This is a genomic window from Mycobacterium sp. (assembly GCF_049683935.1).
Classification (GTDB): domain Bacteria; phylum Actinomycetota; class Actinomycetes; order Mycobacteriales; family Mycobacteriaceae; genus Mycobacterium.
In genome coordinates this window covers 36,439-57,404 of the sequence record NZ_JBAUJR010000107.1, presented here as the reverse complement: position 1 = coordinate 57,404, position 20,966 = coordinate 36,439, and the positions used below count along the sequence as shown (strand labels likewise).

General features: G+C 65.8%; 22 protein-coding genes and 1 pseudogene. 11 read left to right on the top strand and 12 right to left on the bottom strand.

What is annotated here, in order from left to right; genetic code table 11:
* Together WA965_RS06150 and WA965_RS06145 are read right to left on the bottom strand one after the other, a co-directional pair.
* Nucleotides 1-834, bottom strand: an 834-nt coding sequence (locus WA965_RS06150) for a serine/threonine-protein kinase (protein WP_526447234.1), incomplete at its 3' end; no start/stop codon positions are given.
* 75 nt (nt 835-909) lie between these two features.
* Nucleotides 910-1,455, bottom strand: a complete 546-nt coding sequence (locus tag WA965_RS06145; RefSeq protein ID WP_526303100.1) for a YceI family protein — start codon at nt 1,453-1,455, stop codon at nt 910-912.
* A gap of 140 nt (nt 1,456-1,595) precedes the next feature.
* Between WA965_RS06145 and WA965_RS06140 the strand changes: the two genes are divergently transcribed.
* The gene (locus WA965_RS06140; RefSeq protein ID WP_526303099.1) at nt 1,596-2,594 is read left to right on the top strand and encodes a TerC/Alx family metal homeostasis membrane protein; all 999 of its coding nucleotides are present in this window, start codon (nt 1,596-1,598) and stop codon (nt 2,592-2,594) included.
* Nucleotides 2,595-2,679: 85 nt separating this feature from the next.
* Here WA965_RS06140 and WA965_RS06135 read toward each other — a convergent pair whose 3' ends face one another.
* Complete coding sequence (locus WA965_RS06135; RefSeq protein WP_526303098.1) at nt 2,680-3,288, bottom strand: TetR/AcrR family transcriptional regulator C-terminal ligand-binding domain-containing protein; 609 nt, start codon at nt 3,286-3,288, stop codon at nt 2,680-2,682.
* Nucleotides 3,289-3,395: 107 nt separating this feature from the next.
* Here WA965_RS06135 and WA965_RS06130 point away from each other — a divergent pair, with 107 nt between their 5' ends.
* Both WA965_RS06130 and WA965_RS06125 read left to right on the top strand, forming a co-directional pair.
* Entirely contained in the window at nt 3,396-3,854 is a 459-nt protein-coding gene (locus WA965_RS06130) for a nuclear transport factor 2 family protein (RefSeq protein WP_526303097.1), read from the top strand.
* Complete coding sequence (locus WA965_RS06125) at nt 3,847-4,701, top strand: NAD(P)H-binding protein (RefSeq protein ID WP_526303096.1); 855 nt, start codon at nt 3,847-3,849, stop codon at nt 4,699-4,701. The genes WA965_RS06130 and WA965_RS06125 overlap by 8 nt, the downstream gene beginning before the upstream one ends.
* 10 nt (nt 4,702-4,711) lie before the next feature.
* Here WA965_RS06125 and WA965_RS06120 read toward each other — a convergent pair whose 3' ends face one another.
* The gene (locus WA965_RS06120; protein ID WP_526303095.1) at nt 4,712-6,148 is read right to left on the bottom strand and encodes a sensor domain-containing protein; all 1,437 of its coding nucleotides are present in this window, start codon (nt 6,146-6,148) and stop codon (nt 4,712-4,714) included.
* A gap of 189 nt (nt 6,149-6,337) precedes the next feature.
* Here WA965_RS06120 and WA965_RS06115 point away from each other — a divergent pair.
* A pseudogene (locus tag WA965_RS06115) lies at nt 6,338-7,941 on the top strand (MFS transporter).
* 120 nt (nt 7,942-8,061) lie between these two features.
* On the opposite strand, the gene WA965_RS06110 reads toward WA965_RS06115, so the two are convergent.
* The 3 genes from WA965_RS06110 to WA965_RS06100 form a co-directional block, all read right to left on the bottom strand.
* On the bottom strand, nt 8,062-9,450 hold the full coding sequence (locus tag WA965_RS06110; RefSeq protein ID WP_526303094.1) for a WS/DGAT/MGAT family O-acyltransferase: 1,389 nt from the start codon (nt 9,448-9,450) through the stop codon (nt 8,062-8,064).
* A 148-nt stretch (nt 9,451-9,598) separates the two neighbouring features.
* Complete coding sequence (locus tag WA965_RS06105) at nt 9,599-10,297, bottom strand: mycothiol-dependent nitroreductase Rv2466c family protein (protein WP_526303093.1); 699 nt, start codon at nt 10,295-10,297, stop codon at nt 9,599-9,601.
* Complete coding sequence (locus WA965_RS06100; RefSeq protein ID WP_526303092.1) at nt 10,294-11,082, bottom strand: maleylpyruvate isomerase family mycothiol-dependent enzyme; 789 nt, start codon at nt 11,080-11,082, stop codon at nt 10,294-10,296. Before WA965_RS06100 ends, WA965_RS06105 begins: the two co-directional genes overlap by 4 nt.
* A 126-nt stretch (nt 11,083-11,208) precedes the next feature.
* Here WA965_RS06100 and WA965_RS06095 point away from each other — a divergent pair, with 126 nt between their 5' ends.
* Entirely contained in the window at nt 11,209-12,174 is a 966-nt protein-coding gene (locus WA965_RS06095) for a hypothetical protein (protein ID WP_526303091.1), read from the top strand.
* 2 nt (nt 12,175-12,176) lie between these two features.
* On the opposite strand, the gene WA965_RS06090 is transcribed toward WA965_RS06095, so the two are convergent.
* From WA965_RS06090 to WA965_RS06080, 3 genes are all read right to left on the bottom strand, one after another.
* Entirely contained in the window at nt 12,177-12,569 is a 393-nt protein-coding gene (locus tag WA965_RS06090) for a type II toxin-antitoxin system death-on-curing family toxin (RefSeq protein WP_526303090.1), read from the bottom strand.
* Nucleotides 12,566-12,763, bottom strand: a complete 198-nt coding sequence (locus tag WA965_RS06085) for an antitoxin Phd (RefSeq protein ID WP_526303089.1) — start codon at nt 12,761-12,763, stop codon at nt 12,566-12,568. Before WA965_RS06085 ends, WA965_RS06090 begins: the two co-directional genes overlap by 4 nt.
* A 74-nt stretch (nt 12,764-12,837) precedes the next feature.
* Nucleotides 12,838-13,710 (bottom strand): hypothetical protein, encoded by an 873-nt coding sequence (locus WA965_RS06080; protein ID WP_526303088.1) that lies wholly within the window; start codon nt 13,708-13,710, stop codon nt 12,838-12,840.
* Between the two features lie 115 nt (nt 13,711-13,825).
* Here WA965_RS06080 and WA965_RS06075 point away from each other — a divergent pair, with 115 nt between their 5' ends.
* The 3 genes from WA965_RS06075 to WA965_RS06065 all read left to right on the top strand — a co-directional run bounded on the left by WA965_RS06075 (nt 13,826) and on the right by WA965_RS06065 (nt 15,499).
* Entirely contained in the window at nt 13,826-14,842 is a 1,017-nt protein-coding gene (locus WA965_RS06075) for a TIGR03617 family F420-dependent LLM class oxidoreductase (protein WP_526303087.1), read from the top strand.
* A gap of 94 nt (nt 14,843-14,936) precedes the next feature.
* Nucleotides 14,937-15,149: a ribbon-helix-helix domain-containing protein gene (locus tag WA965_RS06070; RefSeq protein ID WP_526303086.1), complete on the top strand. Its 213-nt coding sequence runs from the start codon at nt 14,937-14,939 to the stop codon at nt 15,147-15,149.
* Nucleotides 15,146-15,499, top strand: coding sequence for a type II toxin-antitoxin system PemK/MazF family toxin (locus WA965_RS06065; RefSeq protein WP_526303103.1), 354 nt, complete (start codon nt 15,146-15,148; stop codon nt 15,497-15,499). Before WA965_RS06070 ends, WA965_RS06065 begins: the two co-directional genes overlap by 4 nt.
* 230 nt (nt 15,500-15,729) lie before the next feature.
* Here WA965_RS06065 and WA965_RS06060 read toward each other — a convergent pair whose 3' ends face one another.
* Together WA965_RS06060 and WA965_RS06055 are read right to left on the bottom strand one after the other, a co-directional pair.
* Complete coding sequence (locus WA965_RS06060) at nt 15,730-16,536, bottom strand: hypothetical protein (protein ID WP_526303085.1); 807 nt, start codon at nt 16,534-16,536, stop codon at nt 15,730-15,732.
* Between the two features lie 119 nt (nt 16,537-16,655).
* Nucleotides 16,656-18,314 (bottom strand): NERD domain-containing protein, encoded by a 1,659-nt coding sequence (locus tag WA965_RS06055; protein ID WP_526303084.1) that lies wholly within the window; start codon nt 18,312-18,314, stop codon nt 16,656-16,658.
* 218 nt (nt 18,315-18,532) lie between these two features.
* Here WA965_RS06055 and WA965_RS06050 point away from each other — a divergent pair, with 218 nt between their 5' ends.
* Genes WA965_RS06050 through WA965_RS06040 form a run of 3 tightly spaced genes read left to right on the top strand, consistent with a single transcriptional unit; the run spans nt 18,533 to nt 20,950 of the window.
* Nucleotides 18,533-18,817, top strand: coding sequence for a hypothetical protein (locus WA965_RS06050; RefSeq protein ID WP_526303083.1), 285 nt, complete (start codon nt 18,533-18,535; stop codon nt 18,815-18,817).
* A gap of 4 nt (nt 18,818-18,821) precedes the next feature.
* On the top strand, nt 18,822-20,186 hold the full coding sequence (locus tag WA965_RS06045) for a WXG100 family type VII secretion target (RefSeq protein ID WP_526303082.1): 1,365 nt from the start codon (nt 18,822-18,824) through the stop codon (nt 20,184-20,186).
* On the top strand, nt 20,138-20,950 hold the full coding sequence (locus WA965_RS06040) for a hypothetical protein (RefSeq protein WP_526303081.1): 813 nt from the start codon (nt 20,138-20,140) through the stop codon (nt 20,948-20,950). The genes WA965_RS06045 and WA965_RS06040 overlap by 49 nt, the downstream gene beginning before the upstream one ends.
* Nucleotides 20,951-20,966 lie beyond the last annotated feature (16 nt).

The window sequence follows — 20,966 nt, the reverse complement described above, 5'->3', positions numbered from 1 at the left end:
CGCATGGGCAGCCGCGGCGACCGCCTTGGCGAGTGCACCGGCCGACGGGTACCGCTCTGCGGGATTCTTGGCCATGCCGCGTGCGATCACGTCGTCGAACGCGGGGTTGATGCCGGGCCGGACGGTGCTCGGCCGTGGCGGTGCGGAGAACAAGTGTGCGGCCATCACCTCCCGCAGGTCACCGGATTGGAACGGCGACCGGCCGGTGAGGCATTCGAACACCATGCACGTCAGCGAGTACACGTCCGACGGCGGGCCGCCGCGTACGCCGTTGAGCCGCTCGGGAGCCATGTATGCGCAGGATCCGATGACGAGCCCGGTGCTGGTGACGTTCGCCTCGCCGCCGCCCTGGGCGATGCCGAAGTCGACAAGGTAGACAAAATCGTCCGGGGTCAGCAGTACGTTCTCCGGCTTGATGTCGCGATGCACGAGGCCGCTGGCATGGGCGGCGTCCACCGCGGTCGCGACCTGACCGATCAGCGACACCGTGCGGGCCGGAGGCAGCGCACCGGCGACACGCAACTCGTCCTTGAGGCTGGCGCCCTCGACCAGCCGCATGTCGATGTAGAGCACGCCGTCGATCTCGCCGAAGTCGTGCACCGGGATGACGTGCGGGTCCTGCAGCCGGGCGGCGATGCGTGACTCACGCCGGAAGCGCTGCTGGAAGCTCGGATCGGCAGCCATGTCGGCCCGAAGAAGCTTGATGGCCACGACACGCTCCCTGACCGTGTCGTAGGCGCGGTAGACCTCGCCCATGCCGCCGACGCCGATCAGCGACTGCAGTTCATAGGGACCAAAGCGGGTGCCCAGACGAGCGACGCCGTTCGGGTTCATCTACGTTGCTCCTCCTCTCGCGACACGCGCAGCGGGTCTCCACGGCCCGGTCAGGGTTCCCGCGGGACGTGACTGCTAACCCGTGGCGCGCTCAGCGCTGAACGACACCGTCACCTCGTCGGTGACCTTCATCGCACCCATCATCAACGAGTACGGCTTCAGACCGAAGTCGGAGTGGCTGACCTGGTCTTCGCACGACATCCGCCATGCGTCGCCGAGATCCTCCACCTGTAGGTCCACCACGTGCGGGCGGGCGGTGCCGTGGATCTCCAGCGTGCCGGTGAGGCGGTAGCCGTCGCCGGTGTGTGCGACGTCGTCGGCGTGGAAGCGGATCTGCGGGTACCGGTCGGCGTCGAACACCTTCAGCGCGTTCGATCGCGCCAGCGCTTTCTCCGGGCTGGTCAGCCCTTTGACACCGCCGTCGCCGCGCAGCACCCGCAGAGAGCCGACATCGGCGACGACCTCGACCTCGGACGGTGCGTCGTCGATCCAGTGCACGGTCGCCTGCCAGGTCAGCGACAGCGTCAGCCGGTGGCCCATCTTCGCGGCCGGGCCCGCGACACCTGTTTTCACCAGCAACTGACCGTCCGCGGAATCCAGTTCCCACACCGTCGTCGCCATCAGCCGAATGTAGCGCTATCAACCGGACGCCCCGGTGTGGCGAACCTTACGATTCGGCGACCAGACGCTCCGCACTTTGACGGGTCGCGCATCCCCCGTAAATATGGAAGAACTCGACAAGACGGAGGTCAACGGACCGCATGCTCGATATCAGCCCGTGGGTATGGGGTGCGACGATCGGCGTGATCATCGCCCTGCTCGCCTTGGACCTCACCCTGGCGGCCATCCGGCCCCATCGCGTCGGGTTCAAGGAAGCTACCGCATGGTCGGTGTTCTACATCATGGTCGCCATCCTGTTCGGTGTGTGGTTCACCGCGACCTACGGCGGCACCTTCGGCACCGAGTACTTCGCGGGCTACATCGTCGAGAAGAGCTTGTCGGTCGACAACCTGTTCGTGTTCGTGATCATCATGGCGACGTTCGCGGTGCCCGAAGAGCATCAGCACAAGGTCCTGACCTTCGGCATCATCCTGGCGCTGATTATGCGCGCGATCTTCATCGTGCTCGGCGCGACGTTGCTGTCGCTGTTCTCGTTCATGTTCCTGGTGTTCGGCCTGCTGCTGATCTTCACCGCGATCCAGCTGTTCCGGCATCGCGACGAGGACCCCGACATCGAGAACAACATCATGGTCCGCGCTACCCGTCGCTTCCTGCCCGTCACCGACGACTACCACGGCGGCAAGCTGGTCACCCGCATCGACGGGCGGCGGATGTTCACGCCGCTGGTTGCGGTGCTGATCGCGATCGGCAGCGTCGACCTGCTGTTCGCGCTGGACTCCATCCCCGCCGTCTTCGGCATCACCGCCGAGCCCTACATCGTGTTCACCGCGAACGCCTTTGCGCTGCTGGGCCTGCGGGCGTTGTTCTTCCTCGTCAAGGGCCTGCTGGACCGGCTGGTGTACCTGTCGACGGGGTTGTCGATCATCCTGGCGTTCATCGGCGTCAAGCTGGTGCTGCACTGGGGTCACGTCGACATCAATCCGCAGATCCCCGAGATCGACACCTACGTCAGCCTGGTGGTGATCGTGGTGATCCTCGCGGTCGTAACCGTCGCCAGCCTGCTCAAGACGCGCCGCGACCCGACGGCCAAGGCACATCCGGGTTCCCTGCGCGGGCACCGGGAAGACAACGAGCGTTGAACGCCGCGCGTTGAGACTGCAGTCTGGGCGGAAAAGATCGAGTGGGGACCGCCCTCAGCGCAGGCTCAACGTGCGCAGCGCAGTCTCAACGCGGGTCAGCGCGGCGTGGCACCCCCAGTGCGTGCAGCACCGTGTCGACGACCCGGTCGAGATACTCCGGTGTGGTGTCCTGACGGCGGCCGCAGATACGCCAGAAGACGGGTGCGGCCACCAGGTCGAGCGCGTACTCGAAGTCGAGGTCCGCGCTCAGCTCACCGCGCTTCACCGCTTCCCGCATCATCGCGTGGCCGTACTCACGACGGGTCACACCCACCTGCTCGGTGAGCGCGTCTGCGAGGCTGGTGTTGCGCTTGGCCTCGGCCAGCAGATCGGGCAGGATCCGCGCCATCCGAGGGTTGCTCAGCCAATCGTCCACGCTCTGAACAAGGTTGACGACGTCGGTGACCAAGTCGCCTGAGCTGCCGCCCACCACCACCGGGAGGCTGATCCGTGTCACCGCATCGAGCACCATGTCCTGCTTGGCAGGCCACCGCCGATACAGTGCGGCCTTTCCCGCTCGGGCTCGCCGGGCGACTCCGTCCATCGACAGCTTGCCGTAGCCGACGTCGGCGAGTTCGTCGAGCACCGCTTCGATGATCCCGTCGGTGACATCGGCCTTCAGCGCGGCCCGGCCGCCGGCGGTCACCTCAGACATTGCGCACCCTGACGAGCGGGCCACTGGACGTCAGCATCATGTCGACATACTATCGCGATACGGAACCGTTCCGTCTCGGAACACTCCCAACGACCGAAAGGGAAGCAATGTCCACCGACAGCGAACGTCGCGACCACGCTGACCGAGTGATCGATGACCTGCTCGACAGCTTGCGGCGCAGAGACATGCGGGCCTTCGCCGACCAATGGGCGCCCGGCGGCGTGATGGAGTTCCCGTTCGCCCCACCCGGCTACCCCGTGCTGCGCAGCCGCGACGAGGTCTGGGACTACGTGAAGGACTACAACGCCAGCATCCGACTCGACGAGATCACCGAGCATCGACGTCTGCACACCCTCGACGCCGGCACCGTGATCCTGGAGTTCACCGCCGACGGCGCCGCACTGCGGACCGGCACCGACTATCACATGGACTACATCGCGGTGATGACCATCGGGCCCGAGGGCATCGAACACTATCGGGACTACTGGAATTCGCTGGCCGCCGCCATCGCGATGGGCGGGGCCGACAGCTTGATGGCAGGTTTCCAGCAGGATCAGAATGCCTGACGACGGTTGGATTCTCGTCACCGGCGCGACCGGCAACACCGGCAGCCAGGTGGTGGCTCGGCTGCGCAGCCGAGGCTATCCGGTGCGGGCGGCGAGCCGGCGGCCCGACATCGGCGACCGCGATGCCGTGCGCTTCGACTGGGCCGACGACACCACTTTCGCGTCGGCGCTGGTGGATGTGGGCGCCGTTTACCTCGTCGCTCCGGTCGGAGTGGCCGATCCGGTCCCTCTGGTGCGGCCGTTTCTCGAGCAGGCCGCCGCGGGCGGTGTGCGCCGTGTGGTGCAGTTGAGTTCGTCGGCGGTAGCACGCGGGGAGCCCGCGCTCGGTGAGATCCACGACGTCGTCGCCGGACTGTTCACCGACTTCACGGTGCTGCGCCCGTCGTGGTTCATGCAGAACTTCGTCGGCAATAGTCCACTGGCCGAAGGTATTCGACAATCCCGCCAGGTCATGACAGCTACCGGTGACGGCCGCCTCGGATTCATCGATGCCGCCGATATCGCCGCGGTCGCCGTGCAGGCGCTGGTGTCGGTCGAGTCCGTCGGCGACGACCTGGTGCTCACCGGACCGGAGGCACTGTCGTACCCGCAGGCTGCGGCCATCGTGTCGGAGATCCTCGGCGAGCCGGTCGGATATATCGACATCACCACCGACGCGCTGGCGAACCGCCTTGTGGCAGCGGGTCTTTCGGCTGATTTTGCGGCGGGGCTCGCCGCCCTCGATGAGCGGATCCGCGCCGGTGAACAGGACTTCGTCACCTCCACGGTGTTCGACATCACCGGTCGCGCACCGATATCACTGCGTGACTTCCTGACCCACGCGCTGACGCCTGTCGCCGTGCGATGACGGCGCAGGCTCAGGCGGGGTCGACCTTCGAGGCGATCTTCTCGGCAAGCTGAGCGGCTTCGTCGCCGGGCGGCGTACGGCAGCCCATCACGTCGATGAGGACGTTCGCTTCGCGGCGCAGCGTGTGCTGACACCCGTATCCCGCCGCACCGATCTGCTGCGATTGCTGGGTGATCTGCGCATCGCTGCGCTCGATGTCCTTGTAGGACCACTGCTGTGTCGGCGCGCCACTGAACGTCACGGTGATGATGTCCCCGGCGCAGGCTGACCACTGGTTGGCGGCCGCGTCCAGGAACGCCTGCGCTTCGGTGCCGGACGGGAAGGCCACCACGCCCTGACCGACCCAGACGGAGTCGTACCCGTCGGCCTTCAACCCTTGAAAGGCCACCGCCGTGTAGCCGCTGTTCTGGTAGGCGTCTCCCATCGTGACGTACGAGGCGCCGAGGCACTCCGGTCGCGACAATTCGCCTGTGGTGAGGTCCATTTGGGCGACAATCGGATTGGGCTCGATGCTGTCGAGCCCGACCGTCGACGCAACTTCTTCGGGTGTGAGCAGCATCGACCGGGGACTCGCCGACACGGGCGTGTCGTCCGAGGGTGAGTCCGACGGCGCGGCCGCTTCGCTGTCGGAGGATCCGCCGCCCGAGGTCGCCACGATGATCACCACCACCACCGCGATGATCGCTGCGACGGCCACGCCGGCGCCGATGAACAGCCCCTTCTTCGATGTGGGCTTCGGCGGGGCCGGCGGGCGCTGCATCGGCGGCGGCGGGTAGTGGGGCGCTGCCGGTCGCGGAGCAATCGCCGCCAGCAGCGAGTCGACCTCGGTGCGGGTGCGGTAGGTGACGTCGGACCGGTCGCGCAGCCTCTGCAGCAGCGACAGGATGTCCTGGCGCGCCGACGGGTCGTCACCGTCGTCCTCGATGCCGGCCCGTAACTCGGCGACGACGACGGTCTGCTGTTGCGCTGTCAGAGCCGGGCCGGCGATCAGACCGCCCAGCCGCATCAGGTATGCGAACGGCATGGGCGGTTCGTCCGGCAGCGGATCGGGCAGCGGCGCCGACTGCTTACGGGCCGCGTTCAGCGAGGCGACCAGCTCGATGCCGGTGTCGATGGTGGGGTTCTGGAAGTCGATGACCTGCGTCGCCGCCAGCGGATTGGTGCGCATGCTGTCGATGTGCCCCACCTGGACGGGCACGATCGGCTTCCCGAGCGCCTGGGCGTACTGCAGCTCGAGCTGGCACGCCTTGGACTGGGCCATGTTCTGGGACAAAGCCACGAGGAAGACGTCACAGATCCGGATCCGGTCGAGGATCATCCGCCACCAGGCGTCGCCGCCGCCGAGTTCGCTGTCGTACCAGATCTCCTCGCGCGCCCGCCGCAGCGTGGCCGCCAGTTGCTCCACCCGCGCGACGTCATGGCTGGAGTAACTGATGAAGACGGCCATCCATCCACCCCTGCCTGCCCATGTATCGCCTGACGCAGACGTTAGCAAAGGATCGGGGTGAATCCCCCGTTCAGACTGCACCCAGGGCGACGAGATGTGAGTGCGGCCCGCCCTCAGCGCAGTCTCAACGCGGTGGACGGCCAGGCTCGGCCGCTAGATTGTTCGGGTAACTCGACATCGAGGTGGCCCATGACATCGGCGAGACCACGTGCTGCCACCGTCTCGACGTGGGCGCCGCTGCGCTCGCCGGTGTTCCGCGCGTTGTGGATCGCGCAGTTCGTCTCCAACCTTGGCACCTGGATGCAGATGGTGGGTGCGCAGTGGATGCTGGTCGGCGACCCCCGCGCCGCGGTGCTGGTGCCGCTGGTGCAGACCGCGGCCACGCTGCCGGTGATGCTGCTGGCGTTGCCCTCCGGGGTTCTGGCCGATCTGATCGACCGGCGTCGACTGCTCATCGCGACCCAGGGCGCGATGGCCGCGACGGTGGGCGCGCTGGCGACACTGACCGGCGCCGGCCTGACCACCCCCACCGTGCTGCTGCTGTTGCTCTTCATCATCGGCTGCGGGCAGGCGCTCACCGCGCCGGCGTGGCAGGCCATCCAGCCTGATCTTGTTCCGGCCGAGCAGATTCCGGCGGCTGCGGCACTGGGCAGCATGAGCATGAACGGTGCGCGGGCGATCGGCCCCGCGATCGCGGGTGTGCTGGTGTCGCTGGCCGGGCCGACGCTGGTGTTTGCGCTCAACGCCGTGTCCTTCGCCGGGATCGTCCTCGTGCTGGTCATGTGGCGCCGGCCTACCGTCGAGCAGTCCTACCCGTCGGAGCGGGCGCTGGCGGCGCTCAGTGCCGGCGGCAGGTTCATCCGCAGCGCGCCGATCGTGCGGCGCATTCTGCTGCGGACGGCGCTGTTCATCGCGCCGGGCAGCGCGCTGTGGGGTCTGCTGCCGGTGATCGCGGATCGCCAGCTGGGGTTGTCGTCGGCGGGATACGGCCTGCTGCTCGGGGCGCTCGGGGTGGCGCGGTTCTCGGAGCGTTCGGGTTGTCCCGGTTGCGGGCGAGGTTCAATCAGAACACCTTGTTGACGGTCGCGGCCGCGGGTTTCGCCGGGGCGGCCGCGGTGTTGGCGTTGGTGCCCAACTTCGGTGTGGTGCTGGGCGCCTTGGTGATCGGCGGCGCGGCCTGGCTGTTGTGTCTGTCGACGCTCAATGCGTCGATGCAGCTGAGCCTGCCGGCGTGGGTGCGCGCGCGGGGACTCTCGGTGTACCAGCTGATCTTCATGGGTGGGCAGGCGCTGGGGTCGCTGGTGTGGGGTGTGCTCGCGGGTGCGACGACCAGCGTCACCAGCCTGCTGGTGAGCGCAGGTTTGTTGGTGGTGTGCGCGCTGTCGTCGCTCTGGTGGCCGCTGCACGCGCGGACCGGCGACCTCGACCTGACCCCGTCGACGCACTGGCCGGAACCGACTCTTCTCTTCGAGCCCGAACCGCTCGACGGTCCGGTGCTGGTGGTGACGTCCTACCGCGTCGACCCGCAGGACGAGGCCGAGTTCCTGGCCGTCATGGCGGTTCTCGGCCGATCCCGGCAGCGCACCGGTGCCGCCCGGTGGCGGTTGTATCGCAGCGTGGAAAGAGAGAACACGTTCGTCGAGACGTTCATCGTCCGGTCGTGGGGCGAGCATCTGCACCAGCACTACGTCCGGCTCACCGGGCAGGATCTGGTGATCGAGCAGGCCGTGGAGAAGTACGTCGACGGCGTACCCGTCTCCCATCATCTGATCGCGGTGCGCAACCTGCCGTGACGCGACGCGCTGGCCGGCCAGGTGACGGTCCGGGGCCCTGTAGCCGAGATTGCACCAAGGGCTGCGGATTCGGCTCTACACCAGGCGATCACGACCCTGAGCGCAATCTCGCGCACAGGCTCAGCAACGGCTGAGAAGCTCACCCAGTTCGACTTCGAAGCGGTCAGCGAGATCCCACAGGTCATCGACCAGTTGCGGGCAGGAGATGATGCCGACGTTCAGCGTGTCCCCCACCGACATCACCGTGATGTTCAGGCCGGAGCCATGGAAGATCGGGCCGAGCGGATACAACGCTGTCACCTCGGCGCCGCAGCTGTACAACGACGTCGCCGGACCCGCCACGTTGGAGATGATCACGTTCAGTATCGGGGTGCTGGCCAGCGGGGTCCGGGACATCAGCCCCAGCAGCCACCCGAACATGCCGCGGGAGATGCTCTGCGCCAGGTCCACCAGCAGCGTCGGCCCCAGCGATCCGCTGTGTTCCTTTGCCCGCAGGTCGGATTCGGCGATCGCGCGCAGCCGCTCCGCAGGGTCGTCGATATCGGTGTGCAGGTTGCAGAACATCCCTGACAGCTGGTTGCGGCCGGGGCGGTCGGAGCTGTCGTGCACCGACGCCGGCACCACAGCGATCAGCGGCTTGTCAGGAAGCTCCTCGCGGTCAGCCAGGAAACCACGCAGCGCGCCCGCGCACAGCGCCATCACCACGTCGTTGACTTTGACCTCGCACAGGTTCTTAACCTTCTTGACGTCCGCCAGGTCCAACTGAACCAGCGCGATGCAGCGCTCCGATGTCAGTTCCGCGTTGAAGCGGGTCGCCGGAGCGGAGAACGGCGCCGCCATGGCCGTGCCGTTGACCGCACGGTTCACCGTCTTGACCACCATCGCGGCCGTCTCGGGGATCACCTTGGTCAGCTCCCACGGCCGGGTCACGAACCGCACCAGCCCGTCCGCGACGATCGCCAGGGGCGATGGATCGCCGGGCCCCTCGACCGGTTCGGGACGCGGGGCGTCGATCTCCAGATCACACAGCGTGTTGAGCAGGTTGGCTGCCGATACCCCGTCGACCGCGGCGTGGTGCACCTTGAGCATCAACACCAACCGGCCACCGTCGTCGTCCGGGGTGGTGCCGTCGACGCCCTCGATCACCCACATCTCCCACAGCGGCTTGCTGCGGTCCAGCGGCTGCGACGCGATGTGCCCGCAGATGTCGGCCAGTTCGACGCGGCCACCGGGCGCCGGTAGAGCGATGCGCTTCAGGTGCCGGGTCAGGTCGAAGTTGTTGTCCTCCACCCACACCGGATGATCCAGGTTCAGCTGGCTGTCGCCGAGCTTCGCCCGCAGCTCGGGTAGCGCCTGCATCCGCGACCCCAGGTCCTCGCTGAACCGTTCGAAGTCGTAGCCACCGGGCACCGTCGCGGTGTCCAACTCGACGACCGAGCACACATGAAGAAGCACTCGCGACGATTCGCTGTACAGGAGCCCTGCATCAAGACCGCTCAGCCGTTCCACCCGGCCCAGGTACCCCCGCGGGCCGGTAGGCCAAACCCGAGCCCCCTCGTCGAGGCTGCGCCAGCCCCCTCGTTGAGGCTGGGCAGCCCCCTCGTTGAGCCTGCGCTCAGGGCGGCGTTTCGGGCAGAATCCCGCCGTCAGCGCAGTCTCAACGCGGCTTGTCGAAGGTGACGACCTTGCCGCGGTTGATCGACACCCAATCCCTGGCCTCGAGGTACGGGCGGAAGGTCTCCGCGATCGCCTGCTGGTCAGCGGCAGCCTTGGGCCGCTGCAACTCGTACAGATGCGGGAACTCCGTCCACGCGACCACGGCGTCCCACAGTCGCACCGCCGCGTCACCGGTCGGCGGGTCGATGAGCACCGGGCCGAACAGGCACTGCCCGTCGGGGAAGAACAGCGTGGGCACGCCGTATCCGTCCGCGTCGACGACGCGCTGATGGTCGGCCATCACCTCGTCGCCGGTGGTCGGGTCGGCGATCGCCTGGTCGACCAACCCCGGGTCGAAGCCGAGTTCCTCCAGAAGGTGTTGTGCGACGGCCTTTTCGTGCGGTTTGTGCCCCTCGACGTGCAGCGCCCGCGCTGCGCGTTCGTACCAGGCGTCGACGTCGGCCATCGACTGGCGGCGCAGCAGCGCTCCGATGCGCATCATCGACCAGCCGTAGGACCACTCCCGCTCCCACGGGTGTTTCTTGCCCTCCAGGCGATTGATCTCCTCGAGGCTGAAGAAGCACCAGTTCACTTCGAGGCCGGTCAGGTCGCGCACCTGGCGGATCCACCGCGACGTCTGGTAGGCGTACGGGCACATGATGTCGAAGTGGAAGTCCACGGAGACAGGGCGATTCGTCACATCGTGAACCTCAGGTTGCGGGCGGCGCGGTCGCCGAGCTCGTCGTCGCCGGTCCAGCTGATCGCGCCGGAGTCGATCTGGGCCTGCGGATTGATGCGCCCACAGGCGAGTTGGATGAACGTCGTGGAGTCGGTGGTCACCGTGACGTCGGGGTGGTCGAGGTGGTCGACCCTCGCGGCACGCCCGTCTACGGCGACGTGCAGCTGACGGGCCATGGGTCCGGTGAGGTCGAACGTGAGGCTCTTACCGTCGGGCAGGCCGACCTTCTTGCCGACGATGTAGCCGATCGAGTTCTCCACCTCGGCCAGGGCGAGCTCCGCCGCGATTCCGGTGTCGTCGGTGGTGCGACCGAGCGGGGTCGTGATGTCGCGCTCGTGCACCCAGAAGTCGAAGACCCGGATGGCCAGGAACCGGCCGTAGGTTCCGGGGCCGACGGGCATCCACGACGGGCGGTCGACGTCCTCGTCGGTCAGGGCCGCCAGGTCACGACGCCGGAGGTCGTAGATGCCGCGGACCTTGTCCGGGTAGGGGCTCGTGTCGGCGAGGAACTCCCCGGCCTTCTCGAACGATGGCGGGGTCTTGTCGTCGTCGGGCAACCAGCCGGCCATGACGGCTTCGATGCTGGTGACGTGGTCGACGACGTCGCGGACTGTCCAGTCCGGGCAGAGTGACTGCGCCTGCCACTCGTCGTCGCTCAGGTCCGCGCAGAGCGCTTCGATGGCGGCGTAACAGTGCTCCAGGGCAGCGCGGAGCTCGTCGACGCTCCTGGTCTCGGGCTGGCCCACATCGTCTCCTTCGGTCGTTCCCCGCTTATGTCTAGCGTTGACACTGCAGTGGCGGCGCCGGAATCAGCGAAACATCCGCCGTCAGCGCAGTCTCAACGTGTCGGTGGTCCCTCGTACCGTTACGCCATGGCAGCACGACGGCAACCTCAATTGGGCGACGGGTCCGTGTTCGTTGCCATTGTCGTCCTCTTGCTGATCGTCGGGTTCATCATCAAGTACATCTGGTGGGTCGTCGGCGCGGGGGCGCTGGTGGGGTTGTTCTTCGTCGGACGATCGGTCACGCGGGAGGTGCAGAAGCGTCGGGAATTGGCCGAGGAGCGAGCGGCGGAGCTGCAACGTCGCGCGGACCGCCAGCACCGGTGGATGCTGGCCGGCGATCCGCGCGCCATCTACGGGCAGAAGGGAGCGGACGCGATGCGCAAGGTAGCGCCGCCGCCCGTGCTGCCAGATGGCGACGGCGAGGCGCTCGAGCCGATCGCGACGATGGCCGAGACGCCCGCGGAACTGCTGGCGCTGGAGCGGGACAAACCGCAGGCGTGGCAGTGGGCGTTGTTCACGTCGATCCTGGTGCAGCGGACGACTCCTCTGCTTTCGCGCCTTCGGGACAGTGAGCTCGGCTTCACCCCTGCGGACACCACCAGGGTGTACTCGGGTAGGGAGCTGGCAGGCACGTTACTCGGCCTGATGGACGAATTGCTGACGGCAGCAAGTCAATTGGAGAGTTTCATGGGTTCGCCGGCGTTCATGGGGTCGATCGCCGATCCCACCGACGCCGAGGCGGTCAAGCACGTCGCACACCGGGTGATGGACTACCATGAGCGACTTCTCGAGTTGTCGGAACGATGCCGTGGGCTGTCCGCGTCGGCGCAGTACACCGATATTCTCACCGATTGCGCACGGCTGTTTGATGTTCCGCTGCAGAGCTACCGCGTGTTCATCGCCGACATGGTCGACGTGGTCGAGGCGCTGCCGAAGGTGTTGCAGCACGCGACGGGCGACGTGCACATGGGTTCGGTGGTGCTGGACCTGGACCTCGACGCCCAGCTCGAATCTCGGATTTTCAAGCGCTTGAGGGCGATCAGCCGGCCATAACTTCATCCTCGTGGGTGGTGCGCGGCGAATATCGGCAACAGCTCTGAAATGTCGCTTAGGTCGAATTCTCGGGTCGCCACGTCATTCATGAACTTCTCAGCACGATCGACATCAAAATCGGCAGCTAGTTCAAAACCGTTGATATGCAGGAAGGTCCACGCTGCCGCCCAGGCGGTACGCTTGTTCCCGTCAACCAGCGCATGATTACGCGCCAACGATTGCAGCAATGCGGCGGCCTTGTCCCACGCCGTCGGGTACGCATCGACTCCGAACACGGTTGCCTGCGGCCGAGCTTCGGCGGCATCGAGCAAACCGTAGTCACGCACCTTCAGTTCACCGCCGAAAGCGATCGAGCCTGCAATGAGGACATCGTCGCGGTCGAGGTACTCGGTCACGCCAGACGTTGGTTCAGCTCAGCAGAACGCTCAGCAACCAATCTTGCTGCCTCGACGACCCTGCGCTTGTGCGTGCTCGCACGCTCCATGACCGCAGCATGCGCGAACTTCTTCAGCGACAAGTCATCGGCCCGGGCAGCAGCACGAATCTGCTCCATCTCGGCGTCATCGAAGTCCAGGTTCAGCGAGGGCATACCACGACGATACCTTTTTCGGTACCGAAACAGGTACCAACTGGCTATATCAGCACGCCACCGAACTGGCCGCATCACCACCATTCCAGTCCGCATGCACCGCAGGTCCAGGTGTGTTGATCGTTTCTCATGCATCCGCGGTAGTCGAACCACGGGAGCCGTCGAGGGTTCGACATGTCCCCGTGAATCACCTTCTGCGTCCGACTGACGCGACAGCGTGGACACTTCGGATGGCGTTCGAACCTGAAATCGACCAGGCTCGAGCAGCCCTCGTCGTCCATATGCTGTGCGCACCGACGGCACAGAACACCGGGGAGGTCGTCAGGGAACTCCGGCAGCCACCACTTGTCGTGAACCCAGCCGTAGGTGTAGCTGGCACGACGTTCCGTCCTGACCACCGGCGGTGACGAAGCCCGTGACGGCGCGTCGACCGTGTGGATGCGCACGGCGTCGCGGGCATCCTCGCCGGTGAAATCGATGTCATCCCCGCACCCCGTGCACTCGCCTTCAGAGTGCAGCAGAATCCGGGCTTGCACCACCGAGGAGTGGCCGTATCGCATGGACTCGTCGACGCGGTAGGCGCTCTCGGTCAACGCCAGCTCCATCTGGATCGCCGCGTCGCCCCGCAGCTGCCACGTGGACCGAGGATCGTCCGCAAAATCGCCGACGACTGCCAGCGTCGCCAGATCAACGAGACCGGGCGAACTCATGGGCCAATTGACCAAGGCACGGTCGGGCGTTCCGTCGGCGCCGATCCGGCCCAACACGGTCAAGACCGAGGGCGGATCGGTGTTCAGCACGATGGCGACCGGATCGCCCATCTGAGCTTCGCCGAACCCGTACCGCCAAGGGCAGTAGGGTGAGCGGGAGTCCAGCAGGGAGATCACCGCGTCCTTCCAGATGCTGCCTTCGATGATGTGCAGACGTTCGGTCAGTGTTTGCGTCACTGGGCCATTATTCCAGAGCACTAAGACAATTCGCGTCTGCGGAAGATTGCTGCGCGAGGACTCGGACTGGCCGGATTTCGAACGCGGTAGCCGCATTCCGGCGTAGGGTTCAACCGTGCACGTCGACGTGATGACCACGCCCCAGCCGCTCCGCGCGATCGGCGACCTCGCCCGACGAACGCAGTCCGCGCACTTCTCCGGGATGCTCTTCACCGAGACAGGCCGAACCGCCTACCTCAACGCCGCGGTCGCCGCGCAGGCAGCGCCGGGACTGGAGCTGTCGACCGGCGTCGCGGTGGCATTTCCGCGCAGCCCGTTCGTGACGGCCGCGACAGCGTGGGAGCTGCAGGAGGCCACCGACGGGAACTTCCGGCTCGGTCTCGGCACTCAGGTGCGCACCCATGTGGTGCGCCGATACGGCGTGCCGTTCGAGCATCCCGGTCCACGGCTGCGGGACTACGTGCTCGCGGTCAAGGCGTGCTTCGCGGCATTTCGGACGGGCACGCTCGACCATCACGGCGAGTTCTACGACCTGGACTTCATCACCCCGCAGTGGAGCGCCGGGCCGATCGACGCGCCGGATCCGAAGGTTGATGTCGCCGCGGTCAATCCGTGGATGCTGCGGATGGCCGGCGAGGTGGCCGACGGCATTCATGTGCACCCGCTCGGCGAGCCGGGGTACATCGCACGGCATGTCCTGCCGAAACTGGCTGAGGGAGCGGCGAAGTCGGGTCGGTCGGCGAAGGACATCGCGGTGATCGTGCCGGTGATGACGATCGTCGGCGACACCGATGAGGAACGCCATCGCGAGCGGGAGTTGGTGCGGGCCAGCATGAGCTTCTACGGGAGCACCCCTAACTACGCGTTCATCTGGGACGAGGCCGGCTTCGAGGGAACAACGGCGCGGATCCGGGAGAAGCAGAAGGCCGGTGATATCGCAGGCATGGCGGCGCAGATCTCCGACGAGCACATCGCGGCGTTCGCAACCGAGTCGACGTGGGGCGGATTGGCGGATGCGCTGGTCGAAAGATACGGCGACAAGGCGTCCCGGCTGGTGCTGTACAACGCGCTGGCCGATCCTGAGCGGATCGAACGCTACGGCGAAGTGGCGCAGCGCATAACGGAGCGTTGAGACTGCAGTCACGGCGGCGAAATCGTCGAAATGCCCGCCGTCAGCGCAGCCTCAACGTAGCTACCCGTATGCTACCGGGGTAGCATACGCGGATATGAAGTTGAGCGTGAGCCTGTCCGACGATGACGTCGCCGTGATCGACGCGTACGTGGAAACAGCCGGCCTGTCGTCGCGATCGGCGGCCATCCAACGCGCCATTCAGATGCTGCGGTATCCCGGCCTGGAAGAGGACTACGCGCACGCATGGTCGGAGTGGTCCGGCGACGACGAGGCCTGGGAGAGCGCGAGCGGCGATGGTGTCGGCTGATGCGGCGCGGTGAGATCTGGCAGGTCGCGCTCGATCCTGTTCGAGGCAGCGAGGCCGACAAGACCCGACCGGCGGTCGTTGTCAGCAATGACCGCGCCAACGCCACCGCGTACCGACTGGGGCGCGGAGTCGTCACGGTGGTCCCGGTGACCCGCAATGTCGAGAACGTCTATCCGTTCCAAGTGGCGCTCGCTGCGGATCCCGACAACGGCCTCCCGGTGGATTCCAAAGCACAAGCCGAGCAGGTCAGATCAGTTGCTGTGCAACGTCTCTCCCGCCGCATCGGAAGAATCTCGCCGGACGAGGGGCGCCTCCTCGACGACGCCCTGCGGCTCCATCTCGGATTGTGAACCGATTCGGCCGCTCCGTTGAGACTGCAGCCACGGCGGCGAAATCGTCGAAAAACCCGCCGTCAGCGCAGTCTCAATGCGGCGGAAAGCGGTCTCAAGAGTATAAAACCTTGAGGAGTCGCGAATCGAGCCCGCCGACGCCAGGAACGATCTATCCAAGATCACAACACTCGACGAAATGGCTACCAGCCTTGGCGCCACGGGAATTTGCGAGTGACGGGCGGACTTCTCTACCCGTAGCTTGATCGCAGCCACTGCAGATCACTTTCCCAGTCGGTAATCGCTTCTGAGAAGTCGCCCGTCCTGCGACGAGCATTCCGCGCGAAAGCGGCGATTGAGTTGATCATCTTCTGAAGGCGACGAACGCTGTCCGGCTCGCCCCATTGCTTGATGTATTCATTCGCCGCGGGAGATCCAGCCACCAACTCGACCGTCAGAACCTCGGCAAGAATAGTTCTTCTTTCGGATTGAGGGAGCCCGTTTCGACCCACGCGGTACCCCAAAGCCCCGAGCACTCCCGAACTCGGCCAATGGCCGGTATCTAAGTTGACTACAAGCTTCCGATCAGACTTCGGAGCAACGCTCACGGTGTCAGGAAAGTTGACAGTGTTGACAGCAGAGTCGGGTTCGACATAAAAGAATCGTTCGAGAGCTGCGTGGCCAATTATGAAGTTATGCATCAGGTCGGTGATCTCGCCATTCGAGATTTCATACAGATCTACGCCAATAGCCATTGACGCAAGTACCATCTCCTGCGAATAGACCCGCACGCCCTCGCCTTCGGTCCGAGCCCAAAGCGCGTCGACATCCGCCTCTTGCCATTCCTCGCGGCCAAAGATCACCACAGCAGGTGGGGTGCCGTCATTCGAGAGGACATGGACACCGATCCCACACGCGTCCAAGAACTCGTCGAACTCTCCCTCTTCGCACGGCCCGCTCCCCTGCGTAGCCACTCGGTGGCCAAGGATGCCACGACAGACCGTTCGGTTGTGCGGAAGCAGGGGAAGAAGCGATTCCCATAGTAGTTCTGTCTCCACCAGCTACTCCTCTACCTAGGAAACGCGATGACGTTCTCCATTTCAGATCAGTCAGAATCTCAGGACCTGCCTACGCGCGGCACAAGTCGTTCGCCGACAACCGTGGAAAAGCCCCGCCGTCAGACCTCTGGAATGTTCAACCGTCGCGCCAGGTCGGGCCCACCGACAGTCCGGATGAACTCCGGATCGCCGCACACGACGAGTTGGTCGCGGGCGCGCGACAGCCCGACGTAGAGGCGTTCGCGGGAGCGCTCGAAGGCGGCATCCTCGTTGACGACGAGCACGACGGCCCGACGTTCGAGACCCTTGAAGCCGAGCACGTGGCCGTAGAACACCTGATCGGCGTCCCAGAAGCTGTCCCAGTACGCCGAGCTGCCGGCCGCCTGGCGTTCCTTCTGCTCGGGATGTCTTGTGCCGGTTGTCAGTAGCGCAACATCCTCGGGGCGCCAGCCCTGTTCGAGCAGCACCTCGACCTCGTCGTCGCCGACGTCCATCGCGTCCTCGCGCGCGCACGCGACGTACTTCACCGCCGGCCCTTCACCGCCGAGGAACCGCATCGGGTGATCCACCAACGGCTGGAAGGCGTTCGCGATCTGGCGGGTGTTGCGCAGGTTGTGGTCCAGGATCAGCGGGACCAACGGCACCGGCGGCGACCCGTGCCGGCTGAACACCCGCTGACCTTCGTCGGTGAACAGGTAGATGCCGCTGGTCTCGTCGTCCTTCAGCGCGGCCAGCAGCGGATCCCACCAGGAGTCGGCGAAGTCCTGTGCCTCGTCGACGACGATCGCGTCGAACCGGTGCCCAGGCTCGAGTTCTGCTGCGAGCTCGGCCATCTGGAGCGGGAGGTCGTGTTCCCAGAACTTGACGGTCTCGTCGTTGCGCAGTGTCTCGTCGGGCCCCTCAGGTGCACCCCAGGTCTTGCCGAGGTCGTGGAACTCGCCGACGTAGGCGGGTTGATGGCGACGGTTCCACGCCGCGGTGATCCGCTCGAGGTAGGACGCCAAGCCGTGGGAGTAGCAGACCAGCGCCACGCGCTGACCGGCACGGGCCAGCCGACGGGCCTGCTCCATCGCCAGGAACGTCTTGCCGCTGCCTGCACCGCCACGGACCTCGACGCGGTTCAGCAGCCGGACCGCATCGAGGATGACGGACTGGTGCTCGGTGAGAACGTCTGCAGCGTCTTCGTTTTCGAGGGCGCGGGCGACCACACTGCGCTGCGGCAGGCCGCGTCCGCTGAGGGCCTCGTTGAGCTGCGCGATGCCTTCCTGGGTGAGCATCGGCCGGTCGAGTTCCTGGGCGAGCAGGATCGCCCGCAGTTTGGCGACCATCGTGGGCAGATCGGTGCGGTCGATGACTTTCCAGCGTGGACACTCGGGCAGCGCAAAGTCCTCGGGCAGGTCGGTGTTGGGCAGCACGACGACGTGGTCCCAGCGCAGCCGATTCTGGCTCCAGCGCGGGTCCTTCTCGATGAAGTCCCGCAGCGCGTAGCAGGCTTCGCGGGCCTGGCGCACAGGGTCGATCTTGTGCTCGTGTCCGCCGCGCTTCTGCCACCAGGTCTCACCGTCGTGCCACAGCTCACCGCCCTTGACCTCGACGCAGATGATGCCGGCGCCCTCGATGGCGACGAAGAAGTCGACCTCGTGGTCCTTGAGGTGGTCGGTGACCCGCTTGCCCGGGATGACCAGATCACCGGGCTCGAGCTGGTCGATCAGCAGCTGGTACACCCTGCGCTCGGCGCCGTTGGCCAGCCGAGGTGTCTCGGCGACGGTGATGCTCATGCGGACGTCCCCCCGTTCGTCCCTGGGATGGTAGCGAGCGGGACCGACGAATCTGGCCGTTCCCCGACGTTGACACTGCAGCCACGGCGGGGAATCCGGTGAAACTCCGCCGCCAGCGCAGCCTCAACACCGTTCGCCGACTCCGCCAAATTGGTGTCATGACGGTCGACCGCAGTCGCTTAGGTTGGTAGCTGGTCCGGTCGTGTGAGGAGGCAGTGGTGCTGGTTGATCCTGAGATCTTGAGAGCGTTCGCCGGTCAGGTGGACGTGGCATCGGGAGTCATTCGCAGCACCAACGTCGGCCATCGGGTGGGCACGGCCGCCGACGGACTCTCCGGATCCACCACGCAATGGGCGGCCCGGCTCGTAGGCGGCCACGTCACCGAAAGCGCCGAGAGTCTCGCCGGCGAGATCGGTGACATGGGCGTCGCGGTCCGCGGGGCGGGCAACGCCTACGAGGTGACAGATTCCGACCTGGCCAGCAGTTTCGAGCGCATCTTCTGACGTGTTGCCGTCCCGCTCACGACTCACCAGCTGGAACCCCGACACGCTGTCGTCCACAGGTCCTGCCGTCACGTCTGCCGGCAAGACCGTCGAACACTCCGTGGACGAGATCAACGCCAATCTCAAAGCGATGGATGAAACCCGGTCGTGGGAGGGCCCGGCCCACACCGCGGCGTCGAAGATGTTCGACCGCGGGCACACCCACGCTTCCGAGTTCGGCGACTACACCGCCACGATCGGAAAGGCCTTATGCGACGGTGCGACGTCGTTGGGCGCCACCCGAACCGCACTGTTGAACAAAGCCGACGAGATCGACTCCGGTGAGCTGCAGGTGACGGACCAGTGGGTGGTGCTGATCAAGCCGGCGGCGATGTCGGCGGAGAAGGTGGCCATGCTGATGGAGAAGGTGACCGCCGAGCAGGCCGTCGTCAACGATCTGCTGCTGGCTGTCGGAGACGCCGACAACGCCGCCGCCGAAAGTGTCACTGCCGCCGCGCAACCGTCCGGGTTTGTCGCACCGAACGCGGACGGTCTCGGCGGAATGATGCTTCCTGGGTCCGACAAACCCGCTAACGAAGTCCCCAACCCACGGGATCCGCTGGGCCTCGTACAACAGTCGGTGATGCGCGGTGAAGACATGGCCACCACGGTGCGCGACACCAAGGAAGAGATCGTCAACGGAGACGAGTTCCGCAAGACGCTGATCATGCAGGACGGCAGCAAGCACGTCATCTGGGAATACGGCCCGCCGGAGTATCCGACGGTCAGCCACCTGCACTACGACACCGATGGAGACGTCATATCCAGCACGATGTCGTGGACCACGTTCGAGGGGATCCGCAACACCGAGATCGAATGGGCCGACGGCACGATCTTCAAGGCCACGGAAACCCCGGACGGAGTCCGCACGGCCGGCTTCACGTTGCCCGACGGTCGCCACGGGGTGCTTCCGCCGGACAATCCGTTCTTCACCGGGCCGGTGCCGGCCACGATCAGTAGCGCGCTGACGGGGTTGGACGCGCATGTCGGCCGCGGCGGCAGGTTGCCGATGGTGTCGATGGACGCGACGGAAACCATCGGCAAGGGCGCCAGGTTCGGCGGCCCGGCGGTCAGCATCCTGAGCTCGATCTACTCCGTGGCCGCGGCCGAGACGCCGTATGACCGCTGCGTGACGGGGTTCGCGGGCAGCTTCGGGGTGGTGGGTGAGGTGGGCGGGGCAGCGGGTGGGGGCGCAATTGCAGGCGCAGTGTTTCCCTTCCCGCCGGCGCAGGCATTTATGGTTCCCGCTGGCGCTATAGCGGGTTCCATGGCCATCGGCGGATGGATGGAGTCGCTCGGTGCGAAGGTCGGGGAACGATTTTGCCAGTAGGGAAACTGCCATCTCCTCCCACCTGGAAGCGACGAGTTTGGCTCACCATCTTCGGCCTCCTGATATTCATCGGTGGTGCCATTCAAGGCCTCGTTCTCACCGCAATTGCCATCAGCCGCAACGACTTACTCGCCGCGGTCGTTGCCAGCGGTTGGACAATGTTCTTCCTGGGCATGCTCGCTGGCATCGCCGTCGGCTGGCTGCGATCGGAGCAACGTGTTGGCGCCATCGAGCAGTCCGGTGTCACGTTCCGCCCGGATCCGCTCGCGGCCTGGCTGCTCGGGTGCAGCTTCCTCGGTGGCGCCTTGGCATCTGGATTCACCCTGCTGTTCCGCAACCGCGAAGGTAACGAGCTTCCGTTTTCGTCGGTGGATCGTGTTCGCGAGCCGGGTCTCCTGTTAGTGCTGTTCATCTGTGCGGTGATCGGCCTGGGTGTGCTCATCGTGCGCGGCCGGGGCCACTTTCGATTGACTCCTACCGGGATCGAGAACAGCGAGCTTTTCCGCATCAGCTCAGCGACGTGGGATGACGTCACCGCGATCACCCCTACCGCGCCGCAGAAGCCCAGGCGTGATCCGTTCTCGTTCTATGTCAAAGACACTGAGCGTCCGATGGTCGTGAACAACGCGAGTGGATATGCATCCAACGGCGCAGCGCTGTACTGGATGGTTCGGCACTACTGGCTGCATCCCGAAAACCGTGGTGAGCTCGCCGATGGTCGTGCGCTCGAGCGACTCAGGACCGAAGACTTCGTACCCGAATAACAGCCCGTTGTCGCAC